This window comes from Aquabacterium sp. T101 (assembly GCF_057219775.1).
Genome location: NZ_JBXVVZ010000001.1, coordinates 750,620 through 765,501 on the forward strand (window position 1 = coordinate 750,620; position 14,882 = coordinate 765,501).

At 71.6% G+C, this 14,882-nt stretch carries 17 protein-coding genes; 9 read left to right on the forward strand and 8 right to left on the reverse strand.

What is annotated here, in order from left to right; all coding sequences use genetic code 11:
- The first annotated feature begins 37 nt into the window (after positions 1-37).
- Both AC2EAQ_RS03440 and AC2EAQ_RS03445 read left to right on the forward strand, forming a co-directional pair.
- Positions 38-1,138, forward strand: a complete 1,101-nt coding sequence (locus tag AC2EAQ_RS03440; RefSeq protein ID WP_484640350.1) for a hypothetical protein — start codon at positions 38-40, stop codon at positions 1,136-1,138.
- Positions 1,135-2,253: an NAD(P)/FAD-dependent oxidoreductase gene (locus AC2EAQ_RS03445; protein ID WP_484640351.1), complete on the forward strand. Its 1,119-nt coding sequence runs from the start codon at positions 1,135-1,137 to the stop codon at positions 2,251-2,253. The genes AC2EAQ_RS03440 and AC2EAQ_RS03445 overlap by 4 nt, the downstream gene beginning before the upstream one ends.
- 49 nt (positions 2,254-2,302) lie before the next feature.
- Here the strand turns inward: AC2EAQ_RS03445 and AC2EAQ_RS03450 are convergent, their stop codons facing one another.
- The 3 genes from AC2EAQ_RS03450 to AC2EAQ_RS03460 are packed head-to-tail and all read right to left on the reverse strand — an operon-like array spanning position 2,303 to position 5,514.
- Positions 2,303-2,815, reverse strand: coding sequence for a GNAT family N-acetyltransferase (locus AC2EAQ_RS03450; RefSeq protein WP_484640352.1), 513 nt, complete (start codon positions 2,813-2,815; stop codon positions 2,303-2,305).
- Positions 2,816-2,828: 13 nt separating this feature from the next.
- A complete protein-coding gene (locus AC2EAQ_RS03455) occupies positions 2,829-3,494 on the reverse strand; it encodes a class I SAM-dependent methyltransferase (RefSeq protein ID WP_484640353.1) in 666 nt (221 codons plus the stop codon).
- 43 nt (positions 3,495-3,537) lie between these two features.
- Positions 3,538-5,514 (reverse strand): DNA topoisomerase IV subunit B, encoded by a 1,977-nt coding sequence (locus AC2EAQ_RS03460; protein ID WP_484640354.1) that lies wholly within the window; start codon positions 5,512-5,514, stop codon positions 3,538-3,540.
- Between the two features lie 57 nt (positions 5,515-5,571).
- Here AC2EAQ_RS03460 and AC2EAQ_RS03465 point away from each other — a divergent pair, with 57 nt between their 5' ends.
- The 6 genes from AC2EAQ_RS03465 (at position 5,572) to AC2EAQ_RS03490 (ending at position 10,439) form a co-directional block, all read left to right on the forward strand.
- Positions 5,572-6,801: an MFS transporter gene (locus AC2EAQ_RS03465; RefSeq protein WP_484640355.1), complete on the forward strand. Its 1,230-nt coding sequence runs from the start codon at positions 5,572-5,574 to the stop codon at positions 6,799-6,801.
- Complete coding sequence (locus tag AC2EAQ_RS03470) at positions 6,798-6,932, forward strand: hypothetical protein (RefSeq protein WP_484640356.1); 135 nt, start codon at positions 6,798-6,800, stop codon at positions 6,930-6,932. The genes AC2EAQ_RS03465 and AC2EAQ_RS03470 overlap by 4 nt, the downstream gene beginning before the upstream one ends.
- Entirely contained in the window at positions 6,917-7,501 is a 585-nt protein-coding gene (locus tag AC2EAQ_RS03475) for a class I SAM-dependent methyltransferase (protein WP_484641145.1), read from the forward strand. Before AC2EAQ_RS03470 ends, AC2EAQ_RS03475 begins: the two co-directional genes overlap by 16 nt.
- Positions 7,498-8,379, forward strand: coding sequence for a 4-hydroxy-tetrahydrodipicolinate synthase (gene dapA, locus AC2EAQ_RS03480; protein WP_484640357.1), 882 nt, complete (start codon positions 7,498-7,500; stop codon positions 8,377-8,379). Before AC2EAQ_RS03475 ends, dapA begins: the two co-directional genes overlap by 4 nt.
- A gap of 109 nt (positions 8,380-8,488) precedes the next feature.
- A complete protein-coding gene (gene bamC / locus AC2EAQ_RS03485) occupies positions 8,489-9,619 on the forward strand; it encodes an NlpB/DapX family lipoprotein (RefSeq protein WP_484640359.1) in 1,131 nt (376 codons plus the stop codon).
- 19 nt (positions 9,620-9,638) lie between these two features.
- The gene (locus AC2EAQ_RS03490) at positions 9,639-10,439 is read left to right on the forward strand and encodes an MBL fold metallo-hydrolase (protein ID WP_484640360.1); all 801 of its coding nucleotides are present in this window, start codon (positions 9,639-9,641) and stop codon (positions 10,437-10,439) included.
- A 90-nt stretch (positions 10,440-10,529) separates the two neighbouring features.
- Here the strand turns inward: AC2EAQ_RS03490 and AC2EAQ_RS03495 are convergent, their stop codons facing one another.
- From AC2EAQ_RS03495 to AC2EAQ_RS03505, 3 genes are all read right to left on the reverse strand, one after another.
- Positions 10,530-10,826, reverse strand: a complete 297-nt coding sequence (locus AC2EAQ_RS03495) for a hypothetical protein (protein WP_484640361.1) — start codon at positions 10,824-10,826, stop codon at positions 10,530-10,532.
- A 139-nt stretch (positions 10,827-10,965) separates the two neighbouring features.
- A complete protein-coding gene (locus AC2EAQ_RS03500; RefSeq protein WP_484640362.1) occupies positions 10,966-11,469 on the reverse strand; it encodes a hypothetical protein in 504 nt (167 codons plus the stop codon).
- On the reverse strand, positions 11,459-12,598 hold the full coding sequence (locus tag AC2EAQ_RS03505) for a JmjC domain-containing protein (protein WP_484640364.1): 1,140 nt from the start codon (positions 12,596-12,598) through the stop codon (positions 11,459-11,461). The genes AC2EAQ_RS03500 and AC2EAQ_RS03505 overlap by 11 nt, the downstream gene beginning before the upstream one ends.
- Positions 12,599-12,632: 34 nt before the next feature.
- Here AC2EAQ_RS03505 and AC2EAQ_RS03510 point away from each other — a divergent pair, with 34 nt between their 5' ends.
- Positions 12,633-13,154: an FKBP-type peptidyl-prolyl cis-trans isomerase gene (locus AC2EAQ_RS03510; protein ID WP_484640365.1), complete on the forward strand. Its 522-nt coding sequence runs from the start codon at positions 12,633-12,635 to the stop codon at positions 13,152-13,154.
- Between the two features lie 27 nt (positions 13,155-13,181).
- On the opposite strand, the gene dut is transcribed toward AC2EAQ_RS03510, so the two are convergent.
- A complete protein-coding gene (dut, locus tag AC2EAQ_RS03515) occupies positions 13,182-13,631 on the reverse strand; it encodes a dUTP diphosphatase (protein ID WP_484640367.1) in 450 nt (149 codons plus the stop codon).
- On the reverse strand, positions 13,628-14,872 hold the full coding sequence (gene coaBC, locus AC2EAQ_RS03520; protein WP_484640369.1) for a bifunctional phosphopantothenoylcysteine decarboxylase/phosphopantothenate--cysteine ligase CoaBC: 1,245 nt from the start codon (positions 14,870-14,872) through the stop codon (positions 13,628-13,630). The genes dut and coaBC overlap by 4 nt, the downstream gene beginning before the upstream one ends.
- Between the last annotated feature and the right edge of the window lie 10 nt (positions 14,873-14,882).

Consider the following 14,882-nt stretch of genomic DNA (forward strand, 5'->3'; position numbering starts at 1 on the left):
GGGGCCGTCCCGGTGCCTGCCCTGCTGAGGAACCACCATGCAAGCCACCAGCGCCGACCTGTTCGCCCCCGCCGACCTGCCCGTGCCGCCCCGGCGTCCGGCCCGCCCCGAACAGGGCGACGCCGCCGCGGGCTTCGAGATCGGCTGGGACTACGCCCACTACCGGCTGACCCCGCCCCCGGAAGCGCTGGCCGACGGCCATCCGGTGCGCCAGGGCTGGCAGGCCGGCGGCGCCACCTTCGGCGCCCGCACACTGAAGCCGACGACGCACGTGCGCAAGTGGCTGCAGCTGCGGCTGTCGGCCTGGCGTCGCGGCCGGGCCTTCGAGGGCACCCAGGTCACCCCCAACTTCCTGGCCCAGATCGACGCGCCGGTGTGCCCCGTCACCCGTGTGGTGCTCACCCACGCCAGCGGTGCCGGCAGCGACGCCTCGGTGGATCGGGTCTGCAACCAGGCCGGCTATGCCGCCGGCAACCTGGCCGTCATCAGCACGCGGGCCAACGCCGCCAAGGCCGACCTCGGCTGCCGCGACGCGCTCACGGTGGTCAAGCAGTTGGAAGCCTCCGGTCTGGACACGCTCGACGGCCTGGATGCGCTGCAATGGTCGCGCCTCGCGGTGCTGATGAGCTTCGTCACGCCGATGGCCCACGACGAGGCCGCCTGTCTGCCGCTGCTGGTGCTGCCGCCCAACCGGCTGCGGTTGATCAACCCGGTGCAGGCGCTGCAGGCGATCGTCACGCTGGCCTTCACCCAGCCGCAGGCCGTGCCGCGGCTGCGCGAACTGATGGCCCAGGTGCCGGCGGCGGCGCGCCACGACTTCCAGGTGTTCGTGCTGACGCTGCAGGCGCGGCGCCTGGCCATCGGCATGCGCACCGAGGGCGCCGCGCTGCGCCACGCGCTGGAAGACCTGTGGACCGACGCCGCGGTCAACCGCCGCTGGCAGCGCTTCGCGCTGCAGATCACCGAGGCCGACTGTGAGCGCCTCGTGCGCATCGCGGCCCGGCGCGGGCTCGGTGGCCGCGGCTGGCAGTGGCTGCCCCAGGCCGACGCCACCGAGGGCTGGGCGCTCGAGCGTGCCGGCGCCGCGCCGTCCGCCGTGCGGCCGCCGGTGAAGCCGGGCCTTACCATGGCACGGTGAGCCTTTCGACCCTGCCGTGCGACGTCCTCGTCATCGGCGCCGGCATCGCCGGTGCGTCGGTGGCGGCGTTCCTGGCACCGCATGTGCGCGTGGCCGTCGTCGAGCGCGAAGCCCATGCGGGGATGCACACCACGGGGCGGTCGGCGGCCATGTTCATGGAAAGCTACGGTCCGCCGCAGGTGCGCGCGCTGACCCGGGCCAGCCGCCACTATCTGGAGCAGGGTCCGTCCTGGCTGTCGCCGCGCGGCGCGCTGTTCGTGGCCCGCGACGACCGGGTGCCCGAGCTCGATGCGCTGCAGGCCCGGCTGCGCGCCGACGGCGCCGACGCCGGCATGCTGCAGCGTCTTGCGCCGGCCAAGGCCCTGGCGCGGGTGCCGGTGCTGCGCGCCGACGCCACCGCAGGCGCGCTGCTCGACACGTCGGCCGCGGACATCGACGTCAACGCGGTGCACCAGCACTTCCTCGGCTGCGTCCGGGCCCTGGGGTCGACGCTGCACCTCGGGGCGGCGCTGACCTCGATCCGGCACGACGGCTCCCGGTGGCAGGTGCAGGCGGCCGACGGACGCACCTGGCAGGCCGGCGTCGTGGTCAACGCCGCCGGCGCCTGGGTCGACGAGGTGGCCGCGCTGGCGGGCGTGGCGCCCATCGGCATCCAGCCGCGCCGACGCAGCGCCTTCACGTTCGCGCCGCCCGCTCAGGTCGACGTGCGCGACTGGCCCGCCGTCGTCGGCATCGACGAGGACTTCTACTTCAAGCCCGACGCCGGCGTGCTGCTCGGGTCACCGGCGAATGCCGATCCGGCGCCGCCGCACGACGTGGTGGCCGAGGAGCTGGATGTCGCCACCGGCATCGCGCGCATCGAGGCAGCCACCTCAATGTCGATCCGCCGTCCGCTGCGCACCTGGGCCGGGCTGCGCAGCTTCGTTGCGTCGGGGCAGCTGGTGGGCGCCTTCGACGCCTCGGCCCCCGGCTTCTTCTGGTGCTGCGGCCAGGGCGGCTACGGCATCCAGACCGCCCCGGCCATGGGGCAGGCCTGCGCGGCGCGCGTCCTGGGCCGGCCGCTGCCGTCGGCGCTGGCCGACCAGGGCCTGAGCTTCGCCCACCTCGATCGCTGAAGTCGCTGTGCCCGCAGCCGGCCGCGTGGCGCGGCCCGGAGCCGGCCTTTCATGCCTCCAGGCCGAGGGCCACCCGCGCGTCGTACTCGCGATCGAGCATCGACATCACGATCAGCGAGTCGTAGCCGTCGCCGGCCCGCACGCTCTCGCGCAGGCGCCCTTCCTCGACGAAGCCCTCACTGGCGTACAGCGCCTGCGCGCGCTGGTTGAGCGACTTCACGTCGAGCCAGAAGCGGTGCACCTTCAGGTCGTGGAAGGCCAGCGCCTTGAGGCGACGCACGCAGGCGCGGCCGATGCCCTGCCCCTTGCGCTGCAGCACGATGCGCTTGAGCTCGACGCTGCGGTTCGGGTTGCGGCAGCCCTGCAGGATCACGAAGCCCACCCGGTCGTCCGAGTCGTGCGCCTCGACGATGAAGTGGCGCGAATCCGGAAAGCGGATCGCGCCCTCGTGCTGCGGGCGCTCCCACGGCGTGATGAACGGCAGGTTGGCGGGGTCCGCCTCCACCGACACGACCCAGTCCAGGTCGGACAGCATCGTCGGACGCAGGCGGATGCGGTTCATCGTGGCACGTCGCTCAGGCGCGGGGCAGGCGCGAGATCGCGAAGCTCGGTCGTTCCAGGCGTTGCACCGTCAGGTAACGAAGCTCCCAGTCGTGCTCGAGGCAGAACTCGTGCACCGCCTCGATCACGCCGTAGCGGAAGCCCTTGACCCAGTTGCCCATCGAGTAGTCATGGCCGGCCATGATGCCGCCCGGCTTGAGCTTGGGGGCATAGGCGCGCAGTTCGGCGGCGGTGACGCCGTAGGCATGACTGCTGTCGATGTAGACCCAGTCCAGGCTGGCGTCGTCGAACCGCGACACGGCCTCGAGCGACAAGCCGCGATGGATGCTGACCTGCCCGGCCGCGATCTGCGTGGCGAAGCGGTCCTGCACGCGCTGCGCCTTGTCGTCGTTGTAGCGCTTGGTGGCCCAGCTGTCGACGAGAAACAGTCGCCTGGGCTGCGCCACGCGCAGGATGGTCTCGGTGAAGTCGCCCTGGTCGACTCCCAGTTCGGCGCCGACCCCGCCCGGCGGCAGTTCGGCCAGCAAGGCCTCCCGGTCGAGCAGCATGCGGCAGCGCGCCACGTGCTCGGGCCTGAGCTGCGCCTTGGGCAGGCGGTCCTCGACGCGCTGCCGTTTCAGCTCCTGGTCGTGCCGGATCATCGGCTTGAGCAGGAAAGTCACCGGGCTGAACCACCTCATGCCGCTCCTCCGTGGCTGTCATCGCCGCTGTGCGGCAGGGAGATCACACGTCCACTTCGACGGCGTCGCCGTGAAGTTCCATCAGTTCGCGGCGCGCCGCGGCCTCGCCCTTGCCCATCAGCCGCGTCAGCGACGCGGCGGTCGCCTCGAGCCCCAGGCCGCCGTAGCTCACCTGCAGCAGCCGGCGCGTGTCCGGGTTGAGCGTGGTCTCCCACAGCTGCTCGGCGCTCATCTCGCCCAGGCCCTTGAAGCGGCTGATCGACCACGAGCCTTCGCGCGCGCCTTCCTTGCGCAGCTTGTCGAGCGTGGCCTCGAGCTCGCCGTCGTCCAGCGCATAGAGCTTGGCGGCAGGCTTCTTGCCGCGTGCCGGCGCATCGACGCGATACAGCGGCGGCTTGGCCACGTATACGTGACCGCGTTCGATGAGCTTCGGGAAGTGGCGGAAGAACAGGGTCAACAGCAGCACCTGGATGTGCGAGCCGTCGACGTCGGCGTCCGACAGGATGCACACCTTGCCGTAGCGCAGGCCGGACAGGTCGGGCTCGTCGGCCGCGCCGTGCGGGTCGACGCCGATGGCCACCGCGATGTCGTGGATCTCGTTGTTCTTGAACAGCAGGTCGCGGTCGACCTCCCAGGCATTGAGCACCTTGCCGCGCAACGGCAGCACCGCCTGCGTCTCCTTGTTGCGGCCCATCTTGGCGCTGCCGCCGGCGGAGTCGCCCTCCACCAGGAACACCTCGTTGAAGGCGATGTCGCGGCTTTCGCAGTCGGTCAGCTTGCCGGGCAGCACCGCCACGCCGGAGCCCTTCTTCTTCTCGACCTTCTGGCTCGCCCGCTGGCGCGTCTGCGCCTGGCGGATCACCAGCTCGGCCAGCTTGCGGCCGTGCTCGACATGCTGGTTGAGCCACAGCTCGAGCGCGGGCCGGGTGTAGTTCGACACCAGGCGCAGCGCGTCGCGCGAGTTCAGGCGCTCCTTGGTCTGGCCCTGGAACTGCGGATCCAGCACCTTGGCCGACAGCACGAAGCTGGCCCGCGAGAACACGTCCTCGGGCATCAGCTTCACGCCCTTGGGCAGCAGCGCATGCAGGTCGATGAAGCCCTTGATCGCGGCGAACAGGCCGTCCTTGAGCCCGGACTCGTGGGTGCCGCCCGCCACCGTGGGGATCAGGTTGACGTAGCTCTCGCGCAGCGTGGGCCCGTCCTCGGTGAAGGCCACGCACCACGCCGCGCCCTCGCCCTCGGCGTTGTCGTCGGCCTCGGCGCCGTCGGCGTAGTGCTCGCCCTCGAACAGCGGGATCAGCGGGTCGGCCGGCAGGCTCTGCTGGAGGTAGTCGGCCAGGCCGCCCTTGTACTGCCAGGTCTGTGTCTCGCGCGACTTCTCGTGCGTCAGCGACACCACCACGCCCGGCATCAGCACGGCCTTGCTGCGCAGCAGGTGCGTAAGCTCGTGACGCGGCAGCTCCGCGCTGTCGAAGTACTTCGGGTCCGGCCAGACGCGCACCGTGGTGCCCTGGCGCCGGTCGCCGGCACCGGCCTTGCGCAGCGCCAGCGGCTCCACCACGTCACCGCCCGAGAAGGCGATGCTGGCGACCTGGCCTTCGCGCCACACCGTGACGGCCAGCCGCTTCGCCAGCGCATTGGTGACGCTCACGCCCACGCCGTGCAGGCCGCCCGAGAAGCTGTAGGCGCCGCCCGAGCCCTTGTCGAACTTGCCGCCCGCGTGCAGCCGGGTGTAGACGATCTCCACCACCGGCACCTGCTCCTCCGGGTGCAGCCCGAAGGGAATGCCGCGGCCGTCGTCCTCGACGCTGACCGAGCCGTCCGCGTGCAGCGTCAGCGCGATGCGCCTTCCGAAGCCGGCGAGCGCCTCGTCCGCCGCGTTGTCGATCACCTCCTGGATCACGTGCAGCGGGCTCTCGGTGCGCGTGTACATGCCCGGACGCTGCTTCACGGGCTCGAGCCCCTTCAGGACCCGGATCGACTCCTCGGCGTACTTCGCCGGCTGCTTGACGGATGGCATGGCGCGGCATTCTAGGCAGCCGTCGCGGCCCGCCGCGCCTGCCGCTAAAGTCCGGGCATGACACAGCCCGCCGCCGCCAGGCTCTCCATGACGCAGGTGCTGCTGTGCGGCGCGGCGATCGTCACGCTGTCGATGGGCATCCGCCACGGCTTCGGGCTTTGGCTGCAGCCGATCACGATGGACCGCGGGTGGACGCGGGAGACGTTCGCGTTCGCCATCGCCGTGCAGAACCTCGCGTGGGGTGCGGCGGGGCCGGTGGCGGGCGCCCTGGCCGACCGGTTCGGCGCCTTCCGCGTCATCGTCGCGGGGGCCGTGCTCTACGCGGCCGGCCTGGTGCTGATGGCGATGTCCACGTCGGGCCTGGCCTTCATGGGCAGCGCCGGGCTCATGCTGGGGCTGGCGCAGTCGGGCACGACCTATGCGGTCATCTACGGCGTGATCGGCCGCAACGTCGACGCCTCGCGGCGGTCCTGGGCCATGGGCGTGACCGCGGCCGCGGGGTCGTTCGGCCAGTTCCTGATGGTGCCGGTGGAGAACTGGCTGATCACCGCCTGGGACTGGCGCACCGCGCTGTTCATGCTGGGCTGCCTGGCCCTGCTGATGGCACCGCTGGCCCTGGGCCTGAAGGAGCCGAGGGCCGCGGCGCCCGCGCCCGGGACGCATCAGCAGAGCATCGGTGCCGCGCTGCGGGAGGCGTTCGCGTATCCGAGCTTCCGCCTGCTGATGGCGGGTTACTTCGTCTGCGGCTTCCAGGTGGTGTTCATCGGCGTGCACATGCCGAGCTACCTGAAGGACCAGGGCCTGACGCCGGACGTGGCCACCACCGCGCTGGCGCTGATCGGCCTGTTCAACGTGTTCGGCACCTACGGGGCCGGCGTGATCGGCCAGCGCTGGCCCAAGCGCTATCTGCTGTCGTCGATCTACATCCTGCGTTCGGTGGCCATCGTGGCCTTCTTGGCCCTGCCGCTCACGCCCTGGAGCGTGTACGTGTTCGCGTCGGTCATGGGGCTGCTGTGGCTGTCCACCGTGCCGCCCACCAACGCGGTGGTGGCGCAGATCTTCGGCGTGCAGTACCTGTCGATGCTCGGCGGCTTCGTGTTCCTGAGCCATCAGGTCGGATCGTTCCTCGGCGTCTGGCTCGGCGGCAAGCTCTACGACCTGACGGGCAGCTACGACGTCGTGTGGTGGATCGCGGTGGCGCTGGGCGTGTTCGCAGCGCTGGTCAATCTGCCGGTGCGCGAGGGCCCGATCGCCCGGCCTGCCGTGCCGACGGGAGCCGCGGCATGACCCGTCCGCCGGTGCCGGCGCGCTGGCTGTGGCGGGCTGCAGCCGCGCTGGCCCTGGCCCTGGTGTTCGCGTCGTACTTCCAGCCCAGCCTCGTGCTGGACCTCGCCAACCAGCTCTGGAACTGCTTCTGAACCCGCATGCCTCGGTCGAGGCGTCGCCCTGGCTGCGGCGCTGGACCCACCTGATCCGTCCCGCGGGGCGCGTGCTGGACGTGGCCTGCGGTCACGGGCGCCACGTGCGCTGGTTCGCGACGCAGGGCTTCGGCGTTACCGGCGTCGACCGTGACGCGGCCGCCCTGGCCGCGCTCGGCGGGCTGGGGCGCATGCTGCAGGCCGACCTGGAGCAGGGCCCCTGGCCGCTGCCCGGCGAGACCTTCGACGCGGTGGTCGTCACGAACTACCTGTGGCGCCCGCTGTGGCCCGCGTTGCGCGCCAGCCTGGCCCCGGGCGGGGTGCTGCTGTACGAGACCTTCGGCGTCGGCAACGAGGCCTTCGGCAAGCCGTCGAACCCGGACTTCCTGCTGCAGCCGGGCGAACTGATCGAGTCCTGCCGGGGCCTGCGCATCGTGGCCTACGAGGAAGGCCGGCTCACCTCGCCCGACCGCTGCATGCAGCGCGTGGCCGCCCGGGCAGACACGAACCCGGGCGAGATGGCCGCGCCGCTAGAATCCGGGCTCGTTTCGCCCACCCCCCGACCATGAGACCGATCTCCGGCAGCATCGTTGCGCTGACCACTCCGATGCACGAGGACGGCAGCGTCGACTACGCGACGCTGCGCCGCCTGATCGACTGGCACATAGCCGAGGGCACGGCCTGCATCGGCGTGGTCGGCACCACGGGCGAGTCGCCCACGGTCACGGTGGACGAGCACTGCGAGATCATCCGCGTGTCGGTCGAGCATGCCGCGGGCCGGGTGCCGATCATGGCGGGCGCCGGCGCCAATTCCACCGCCGAGGCGCTGGAGCTGACGCGCTTCGCCAAGAAGGTCGGCGCCGACTGCTCGCTGCAGGTGGTGCCCTATTACAACAAGCCGACGCAGGAAGGCATCTACCGACACTTCCGGGCCATCGCCGAAGGCGTGGACCTGCCGGTGGTGCTGTACAACGTGCCCGGCCGCACCGTGGCGGACATGCAGCACGACACGGTGCTGCGGCTGGCGCAGGTGCCGGGCATCGTCGGCATCAAGGAAGCCAGCGGCAACATCGACCGTGCGGCGTGGCTGATCAAGCAGGCCCCGCGAGGCTTCTCCATCTACTCCGGCGACGACCAGACGGCCATCGGCCTGATGCTGCTCGGCGGCCATGGCAACGTCAGCGTCACGGCCAACGTGGCCCCGCGCGCAATGGCCGACCTGTGCCGCGCCGCCATCGCCGGCGACGCCCGCCGGGCCACCGAGATCCACATGCGTCTGCTGGCCCTGCACCGGCAGCTGTTCACCGAAGCCAACCCGATCCCGGTCAAGTGGGCGATGGCCCGCATGGGGCTGGCCGGCCCTGCCCTGCGCCTGCCGCTGGTACCGCACAGCGAAGCCCATCATGCAGCCCTCGAAGCCGCGATGCGCGAAGCCGGCCTGCTGTGAAGCGCGGGCTCGGCACCGACAACCTTTCCTGGTCCGCCAGCGTTCCGTCACCTACTCCCCTGTCGACGCGCCCCGCGCGCGCCCCTGCACGATGCAAGCTCCGAATTCCATGAACCCTGGTTCCGCCCGGCTGCGTGCAGCGGCCTCGCTGCTGGCTGCAGCCGCCCTGGCCGGCTGCAGCACGGTCGAAGGCTTCCTTGCCGGCGAGAAGGTCGACTACCGCAGCCAGTCGGTCAAGACGGCACCGCTGGAAGTGCCGCCCGACCTGACGCAGCTTCAGCGTGATGGCCGCTTCGCCGCCGGCGGCGGCGCCGTCAGCGCCAGCACCTACCAGGCCGGAGCGGCTGCCACCCCCGCGGCGGCGTCCACCGCCGGCGTGGCGCCGGCCTCCCTCGGCGACGTGCGCATGGTGCGCGAGGGCAACCAGCGCTGGCTGGTGGTGCCGGTGCCCGCGGAGCAGCTCTGGCCGCAACTGCGCGAGTTCTGGACCGAGCGAGGCTTCAACCTCGTCATCGACAACGCCCAGGCCGGCGTGATGGAAACCGACTGGGCCGAGAACCGCGCCAGGATCCCGCAGGACATCATCCGCCGCACCGTGGGCCGGGTGTTCGACAGCCTGTATGACACCGGCGAGCGCGACCGCTTCCGCACCCGTGTCGAACGCAACGGGCAGGTCACCGAGGTGTACATCAGCCATCGCGGCATGATCGAAGTGCTCACCGGCGACCGCAAGGAAAGCACGGCGTGGCAGTCGCGCCCGACCGATCCGGGGCTGGAGGCCGAGTTCCTGACGCGCCTGCTGGTGAAGCTGGGCACCAAGGAGACGGCAGCCCGCGACATCGTGGCCCGCCCGGTGCAGGCTGCGGCGCCACGGGCCCGTGCGGTGGCCGGTCAGTCGGCCTTGACGGTGGACGAGGGCTTCGACCGCGCCTGGCGTCGTGTCGGCCTCGCGCTCGACCGTGGCGGCTTCACGGTCGAAGACCGCGACCGCGCCGGCGGCCTCTACTTCGTGCGCTACGTCGACCCGAAGAAGGCCGCCACCAACGCGGATCCGGGCTTCTTCGCCCGGCTGCTGAACTTCGGCAAGAGCGACGACGCCGCCGCGCCGGTGCGGTACCGGATCGCCGTCAAGGGCGAAGGCGAGCGCACCACCGTGTCGGTGCAGAACAGCCAGGGCGCGCCGGAGACGACCGACGTCGGGCAGCGCATCGTCTCGCTGCTGGTCGACGACCTGAAGTAGGCGCCGCGTCGCGGCCGGCATGCTGCGTTTCTGCCTGCTGGCCAGCGGCAGCAGCGGCAATGCGACGCTGGTCGAGGCTTGGTCGGCCGAGCATGAAGCGCCGACCCGGCTGCTGATCGACTGCGGCATCGGCCCGCGCCGGCTGGCGCAGGCGCTGGCCGGCCGAGGCTGCTCGCCCGTCGACATCGATGCGGTGTTCGTGACCCACGAGCACAGCGACCATGTCGGTGGTGTCATGGCCTTGCACCGGCGCGTGGGCACCACGGTCTGGGCCAGCGAGGGCACCTGGGCCGCCGCCACCGCCCGCATCGACGCGCCGCCACCGGCGGCCGTCGCCCGTCACGGCGAGGCGATCCGCGTCGGCGGCCTGACGCTGCAGCCGTTCTCGGTGCCACACGACTCGGCCGAGCCGTTGCAGCTGGTCGTGACCGACGGGCGCCACCGGCTCGGTGTGCTCACCGACCTGGGCGAGCCCACCGCAGACGTGGCCCGAGCCCTGCAAGGCTGCGACGCCCTCGTGCTGGAGTGCAACCACGACCGACGCCTGCTGGCCGACGGGCCCTACCCGGCCTGGCTCAAGCGACGCATCGGCGGGCATCTCGGCCACCTGTCCAACGACCAGTCGGCCTGCATGCTCGATGCATGCCGCCACGACGCCTTGCGCCACGTGGTCGCCGCCCACCTGAGCCAGCAGAACAACGAACCGGCCCTGGCCTTGCAGGCCCTGCGAGACGCCCTGGGGCAAGGGCTGCCCTTCGGCTCGCCCGAGCTTCACGTCGCCGACGCGGCAAACGGTTGCACCTGGATACAACTGGACTGAGCGCCCACGCCCCAGCGCTCGCCGTCCGCAGCCCGAAAAGCAAAAAGCCGCCCGAAGGCGGCCTCTTGCCGTAGCAGACGAAGACTCTGCTTACTTCTTGGCGCCTTCGGCGGCCTTGGCGGCAGCGTCCTTGGCAGCGTCGACGGCCTTGCCAGCAGCGTCCTTGGCAGCGTCGGCGGTGGCCGAAGCGGCACCAGCGACGGCCGAGGCCGCGGCAGCGGCGCCCGAGGCGGCGGCCGAGGCGGCGACAGCGACGGCGGCCGAAGCGGCGGCGGCCACGGGGGCAGCGGCCGGGGCGGGCGCGGGCGCCGGGGCTTCTTCCTTCTTGCCGCAAGCAGCCAGAGCGACGGAGGCCACCAGAGAGGCCAGGAGGAGCGACTTGTTCATGAGCGTGATTCCTTGTTCAGAGAGTCGAACGATTACCGGTAGTTGTTGGATTCGGCTGAATCCGCATCCATCAAGGACAAGAAATGCTCGAGCCGTTCTTGTGCCTAGCCCGCGAGTATAGCCCGACTACGGACATTCCCTAGAGGCCCAGTGTGTTCGCGGCGAACGCGGGCTGTGATCGTTGCAACAACGCGTCAACGACCTCGCGCCAATCGGCCACTTCCTTGTCGGAGCTCAAGGCATGGCCGCGCCAGCGCAGTCGGTCGGCCAGCAGGACGCTGGCCGGGCCTGCAAGCACGAGCGTGGGCACCTGCGAGGACTCGACCTCCGTCTCGTGCGCGTCCACGACATGGGCCCAGGTGCCTCGCCACTGCGTGAAGCGCGGAAACCGGCGCGGCACGAGCGCGAAGTTGCAGCCCACGAGGATCATCCGGCGCAACGGCAGGCGGCCCCAAGCGGCGAGCGAGGCGAGGAACTCGGCGTCGTCGAGCGGCCAGATCTCGAAGTCCGGGTCGACGAGGCAGATCTCCCGCTCGCCGGCCATCACGGCCTGTGCCATCGCCTGGCGCAGTGCCACCGTGAACGCGCTGCGTCCGTCGATCGGCACGGAGCCCTGCTGTCGTGGGCGTGACTCATCGGCCATCGACGTCTCCTTCGGGATGCAACCAGCCCGCCCGCAGCCATTCCGCCACGAGCGCTTTCGCGGATGCGCCCAGACGCCACCACTGCGCGGCATCGAGCGCCCGCCGGTCGGCGAGATGGCGCAGCACCTCGGCATCGCGGCCGGCGTAGCGATACGACTCGCCATTGATGAAGAAGCTCGACGCGTCGTAGGCCATCCGGGTGCGACGGTCGGCCCGCACGCCCGCGCGGACCTCCACGTCGCGGTCCGCCGCGTCGAACCAGACCTGCGGCTTGGGTTCGGTCAGCCACTCGCCGAGCGCCTGGTCCACGAGCCCCGGGCGCGCCAGGGCCTGCCGGACCGACTCGCGGGCAAAGCCCTGCAGCGAGGCCGGCACCTCGCCCGGATGCAGGGTCGCACGTTGCCCCGCGTCCCGGTACCGGCGCGGCTTCACGGTGGCCTCTTCCGCCAGCCGGGCCAGCAGCACCTGCGCCAGTTCGTCGGCCGCCGGCGCACGGAATCCGATCGACGCGGTCATGCAGTCCCCACCGACGGCCACGCCGTCGTGGGCCCAGTGCGGCGGCAGGTACAGCATGTCGCCGGGGTCGAGCACCCAGTCGTGCTCGACCTCGAACCCGTCGAGCATCTTCAAGGGCACGTCGTCGCGCCAGACGGGGCGCGCGCAACGGCCGATGCGCCAGCGGCGACGGCCACCGACCTGCAGCAGGAACACGTCGTAGGAGTCGGTGTGGGGCCCGACGCCACCACCGTCGCTGGCGTAGGACACCATCAGGTCGTCCAGCCGCGCCTCCGGCACGAAACGGAAGCGGCCGAGCAGGGCATGGGCTTCGTCGACGTGCAGGTCCAGGCCCTGCACCAGCAAGGTCCAGCCCGGGCGTGCCAGCGAGGGCATCGATCGTCGAGGCACCGGGCCGCGCCGCAGCGTCCAGCGATCGCCCTGGCGCACGACGAGCCGCGACTCGACGTCGTCCCGCCCCGCCAGCGCGAACAGCCCGGGCCGGTCCAGCGGCGGGCGCACGCCGGGTATGGCCTGGCGCACCAGCAGCGGGGCGCGATGCCAGTGGCGCCGCATGAAGCTTGACGGGGACAGCCCCCCCAGCAGGGGCGTCGGCGCATCGACGTCGATCATGGGCCGATTGTCACCGTGTGCGATCATCGCCGGGATGATCATCCACAAACCCTGCGTCGTGGCGCTGACCTGGCAACTGTCCGATGCGCAGGGCGCCGAGATCGACCAGCTCGACGAGCCGGTCGAGTTCTTCTTCGGCGGCGACGACCTGTTGGCCAAGGTCGAGGAAGCCCTCGACGGCAAGGAAGCCGGCTACGAGGCGCACCTGCATCTGGAGCCCGAGCACGCCTTCGGCGAGTACCGCAGCGAACTCGTCTGCTTCGAGGCGCGCGAGATCTTCCCCGCCGAGCTCGAGCCCGGCATGCGTTTCGAAGGCCTGCCGGCCGGTGCCGTCAGCACGGGCATGCCGGCCGACGCCATCTACACCGTCACCGAGGTCTATCCGTCGCACGTGGTGCTGGACGGCAACCATCCGCTGGCGGGCATCGCGCTGCGACTGCACCTGAAGGTGGGCGCGGTGCGCGAAGCCACGCCGGACGAGGTGGAGGCCGGCACCGTCGGCGCGGGCGCGCTCGACCTGTCGCTGGCCGTGCCGGCGCCGGACCGGATGCAATAACCGTCGCGGCGAGGCCGCAGGCCGCGGCTAGCGCTTGCCGGTCGAGCCGAATCCGCCCTCGCCGCGGGCCGTGGCGACGAACTCGTCGACGCGCCGGAAGCCGGCCTGTACCACCGGCACGATCACCATCTGCGCGATGCGCTCCATCGGCTCGATGGTGAAGGCGGCGGACCCGCGGTTCCAGCAGCTCACCATCAGCGGCCCCTGGTAGTCGCTGTCGATCAGGCCGACCAGGTTGCCCAGCACGATGCCGTGCTTGTGACCGAGCCCCGAACGGGGCAGCAGCATCGCCGCCAGCCCCGGGTCGCCGATGTGGATCGACAGGCCGGTCGGCACGAGATGCGTCTGGCCGGGCGCCAGCACCACCGGCGCGTCGAGGCAGGCCCGCAGGTCCAGCCCCGCGCTGCCCGGCGTGGCATAGGCCGGGAGATGCTCGGCCATGCGCGGGTCGAGCACCCGCACGTCGATCACGGTCATGGGCCAGGCGCTCCGGCGCTGCGGCGGGCGATCTCGGCTACGAGCTGGCGCGCCAGGGTGAGCTTGTCGGCCGCCGGCAGCGCGCGCGACTGCGTCGCGTCCACCAGCAGCAGGGCGTTGTCGTCGCGGCCGAAGGTCGCCGGGCCGAGGTTGCCCACGATCAGCGGCACCTTCTTGCGCTCGAGCTTGGCCTTGGCATGCGCTTCGACATCGTGGCTCTCGGCGGCGAAGCCGACGCAGAAAGGGCGCGCGTCCATCGCAGCCACTTCGGCCAGGATGTCCGGGTTCTCGACCATCGCGATGGCCGGTGCGCCCTGCCCGGCCGCCTTCTTGATCTTCTGCGTGGCCACGTCCTGCGGGCGCCAGTCGGCCACGGCCGCGGTGGCCACGAACACGTCGCTCGTGCGGGCCCGCGGCAGCACCGCGTCGCGCATCTCGCGCGCACTGCGCACGTCGACACGGGTCACGCCCCAGGGCGTGGGCAGCGACACCGGCCCCGCCACCAGCGTGACCGTCGCACCCGCTTCCGCGGCCGCGCGCGCCACCGCGAAGCCCATCTTGCCGGACGACAGGTTCGTGATGCCGCGCACCGGGTCGATCGCCTCGTAGGTGGGCCCGGCCGTCACCAGAACGCAACGGCCCTGCAGCACCTTGGGCTGGAAGTGCGCGATCAGCGCATCGCGCAGTTCGGCCGGCTCGAGCATGCGGCCGTCGCCGACCTCGCCGCAGGCCTGATCGCCGGCAGCCGGGCCGAGCAGCGCGGCGCCATCGGCCACCACCTGGGCCACGTTGCGCCGGGTGGCCGGATGCGCCCACATCTCGCGGTTCATCGCCGGGGCCAGCAGCAGCGCGCAGCGGTCGATCGGCCGGGCCACGCACAGCAGCGACAGCAACTCGTCGGCGCGTCCCTGCGCCAGCTTGGCGATGAAGTCGGCACTGGCCGGCGCCACCAGCACCACGTCGCTGTCGCGGCCGAGGTTGATGTGCGCCATGTTGTTGTCGGCCCGCGCGTCCCACTGGCTGGTGAACACCGGGCGGCCGGACAGCGCCTGCATCGTCACCGCGCCGATGAATTGTTCGGCGGCCTCGGTCATGACGACCTGCACCTCGGCGCCGGCCTTGACCAGTTCGCGCGTCAGCTCGGCGGCCTTGTAGCAGGCGATGCCCCCGGTAAGCCCCAGCAGCACGCGGCGGCCGGCCAAGTCGCGCCGCTCGGGCACGGTGACGGCGGTGTCGTTCATGGGGCGCGAC

Bases quoted from the DNA above. Each gene is read 5' to 3' on its own strand.
- AC2EAQ_RS03440 (WP_484640350.1), top strand. From the start codon at position 38: ATGCAAGCCACCAGCGCCGACCTGTTCGCCCCCGCCGACCTGCCCGTG.
- AC2EAQ_RS03450 (WP_484640352.1), bottom strand. From the start codon at position 2,815: ATGAACCGCATCCGCCTGCGTCCGACGATGCTGTCCGACCTGGACTGG.
- AC2EAQ_RS03455 (WP_484640353.1), bottom strand. From the start codon at position 3,494: ATGAGGTGGTTCAGCCCGGTGACTTTCCTGCTCAAGCCGATGATCCGG.
- AC2EAQ_RS03460 (WP_484640354.1), bottom strand. From the start codon at position 5,514: ATGCCATCCGTCAAGCAGCCGGCGAAGTACGCCGAGGAGTCGATCCGG.
- AC2EAQ_RS03465 (WP_484640355.1), top strand. From the start codon at position 5,572: ATGACACAGCCCGCCGCCGCCAGGCTCTCCATGACGCAGGTGCTGCTG.
- AC2EAQ_RS03470 (WP_484640356.1), top strand. From the start codon at position 6,798: ATGACCCGTCCGCCGGTGCCGGCGCGCTGGCTGTGGCGGGCTGCAGCC.
- dapA (WP_484640357.1), top strand. From the start codon at position 7,498: ATGAGACCGATCTCCGGCAGCATCGTTGCGCTGACCACTCCGATGCAC.
- bamC (WP_484640359.1), top strand. From the start codon at position 8,489: ATGAACCCTGGTTCCGCCCGGCTGCGTGCAGCGGCCTCGCTGCTGGCT.
- AC2EAQ_RS03490 (WP_484640360.1), top strand. From the start codon at position 9,639: ATGCTGCGTTTCTGCCTGCTGGCCAGCGGCAGCAGCGGCAATGCGACG.
- AC2EAQ_RS03495 (WP_484640361.1), bottom strand. From the start codon at position 10,826: ATGAACAAGTCGCTCCTCCTGGCCTCTCTGGTGGCCTCCGTCGCTCTG.
- AC2EAQ_RS03500 (WP_484640362.1), bottom strand. From the start codon at position 11,469: ATGGCCGATGAGTCACGCCCACGACAGCAGGGCTCCGTGCCGATCGAC.
- AC2EAQ_RS03505 (WP_484640364.1), bottom strand. From the start codon at position 12,598: ATGATCGACGTCGATGCGCCGACGCCCCTGCTGGGGGGGCTGTCCCCG.
- AC2EAQ_RS03510 (WP_484640365.1), top strand. From the start codon at position 12,633: ATGATCATCCACAAACCCTGCGTCGTGGCGCTGACCTGGCAACTGTCC.
- dut (WP_484640367.1), bottom strand. From the start codon at position 13,631: ATGACCGTGATCGACGTGCGGGTGCTCGACCCGCGCATGGCCGAGCAT.
- coaBC (WP_484640369.1), bottom strand. From the start codon at position 14,872: ATGAACGACACCGCCGTCACCGTGCCCGAGCGGCGCGACTTGGCCGGC.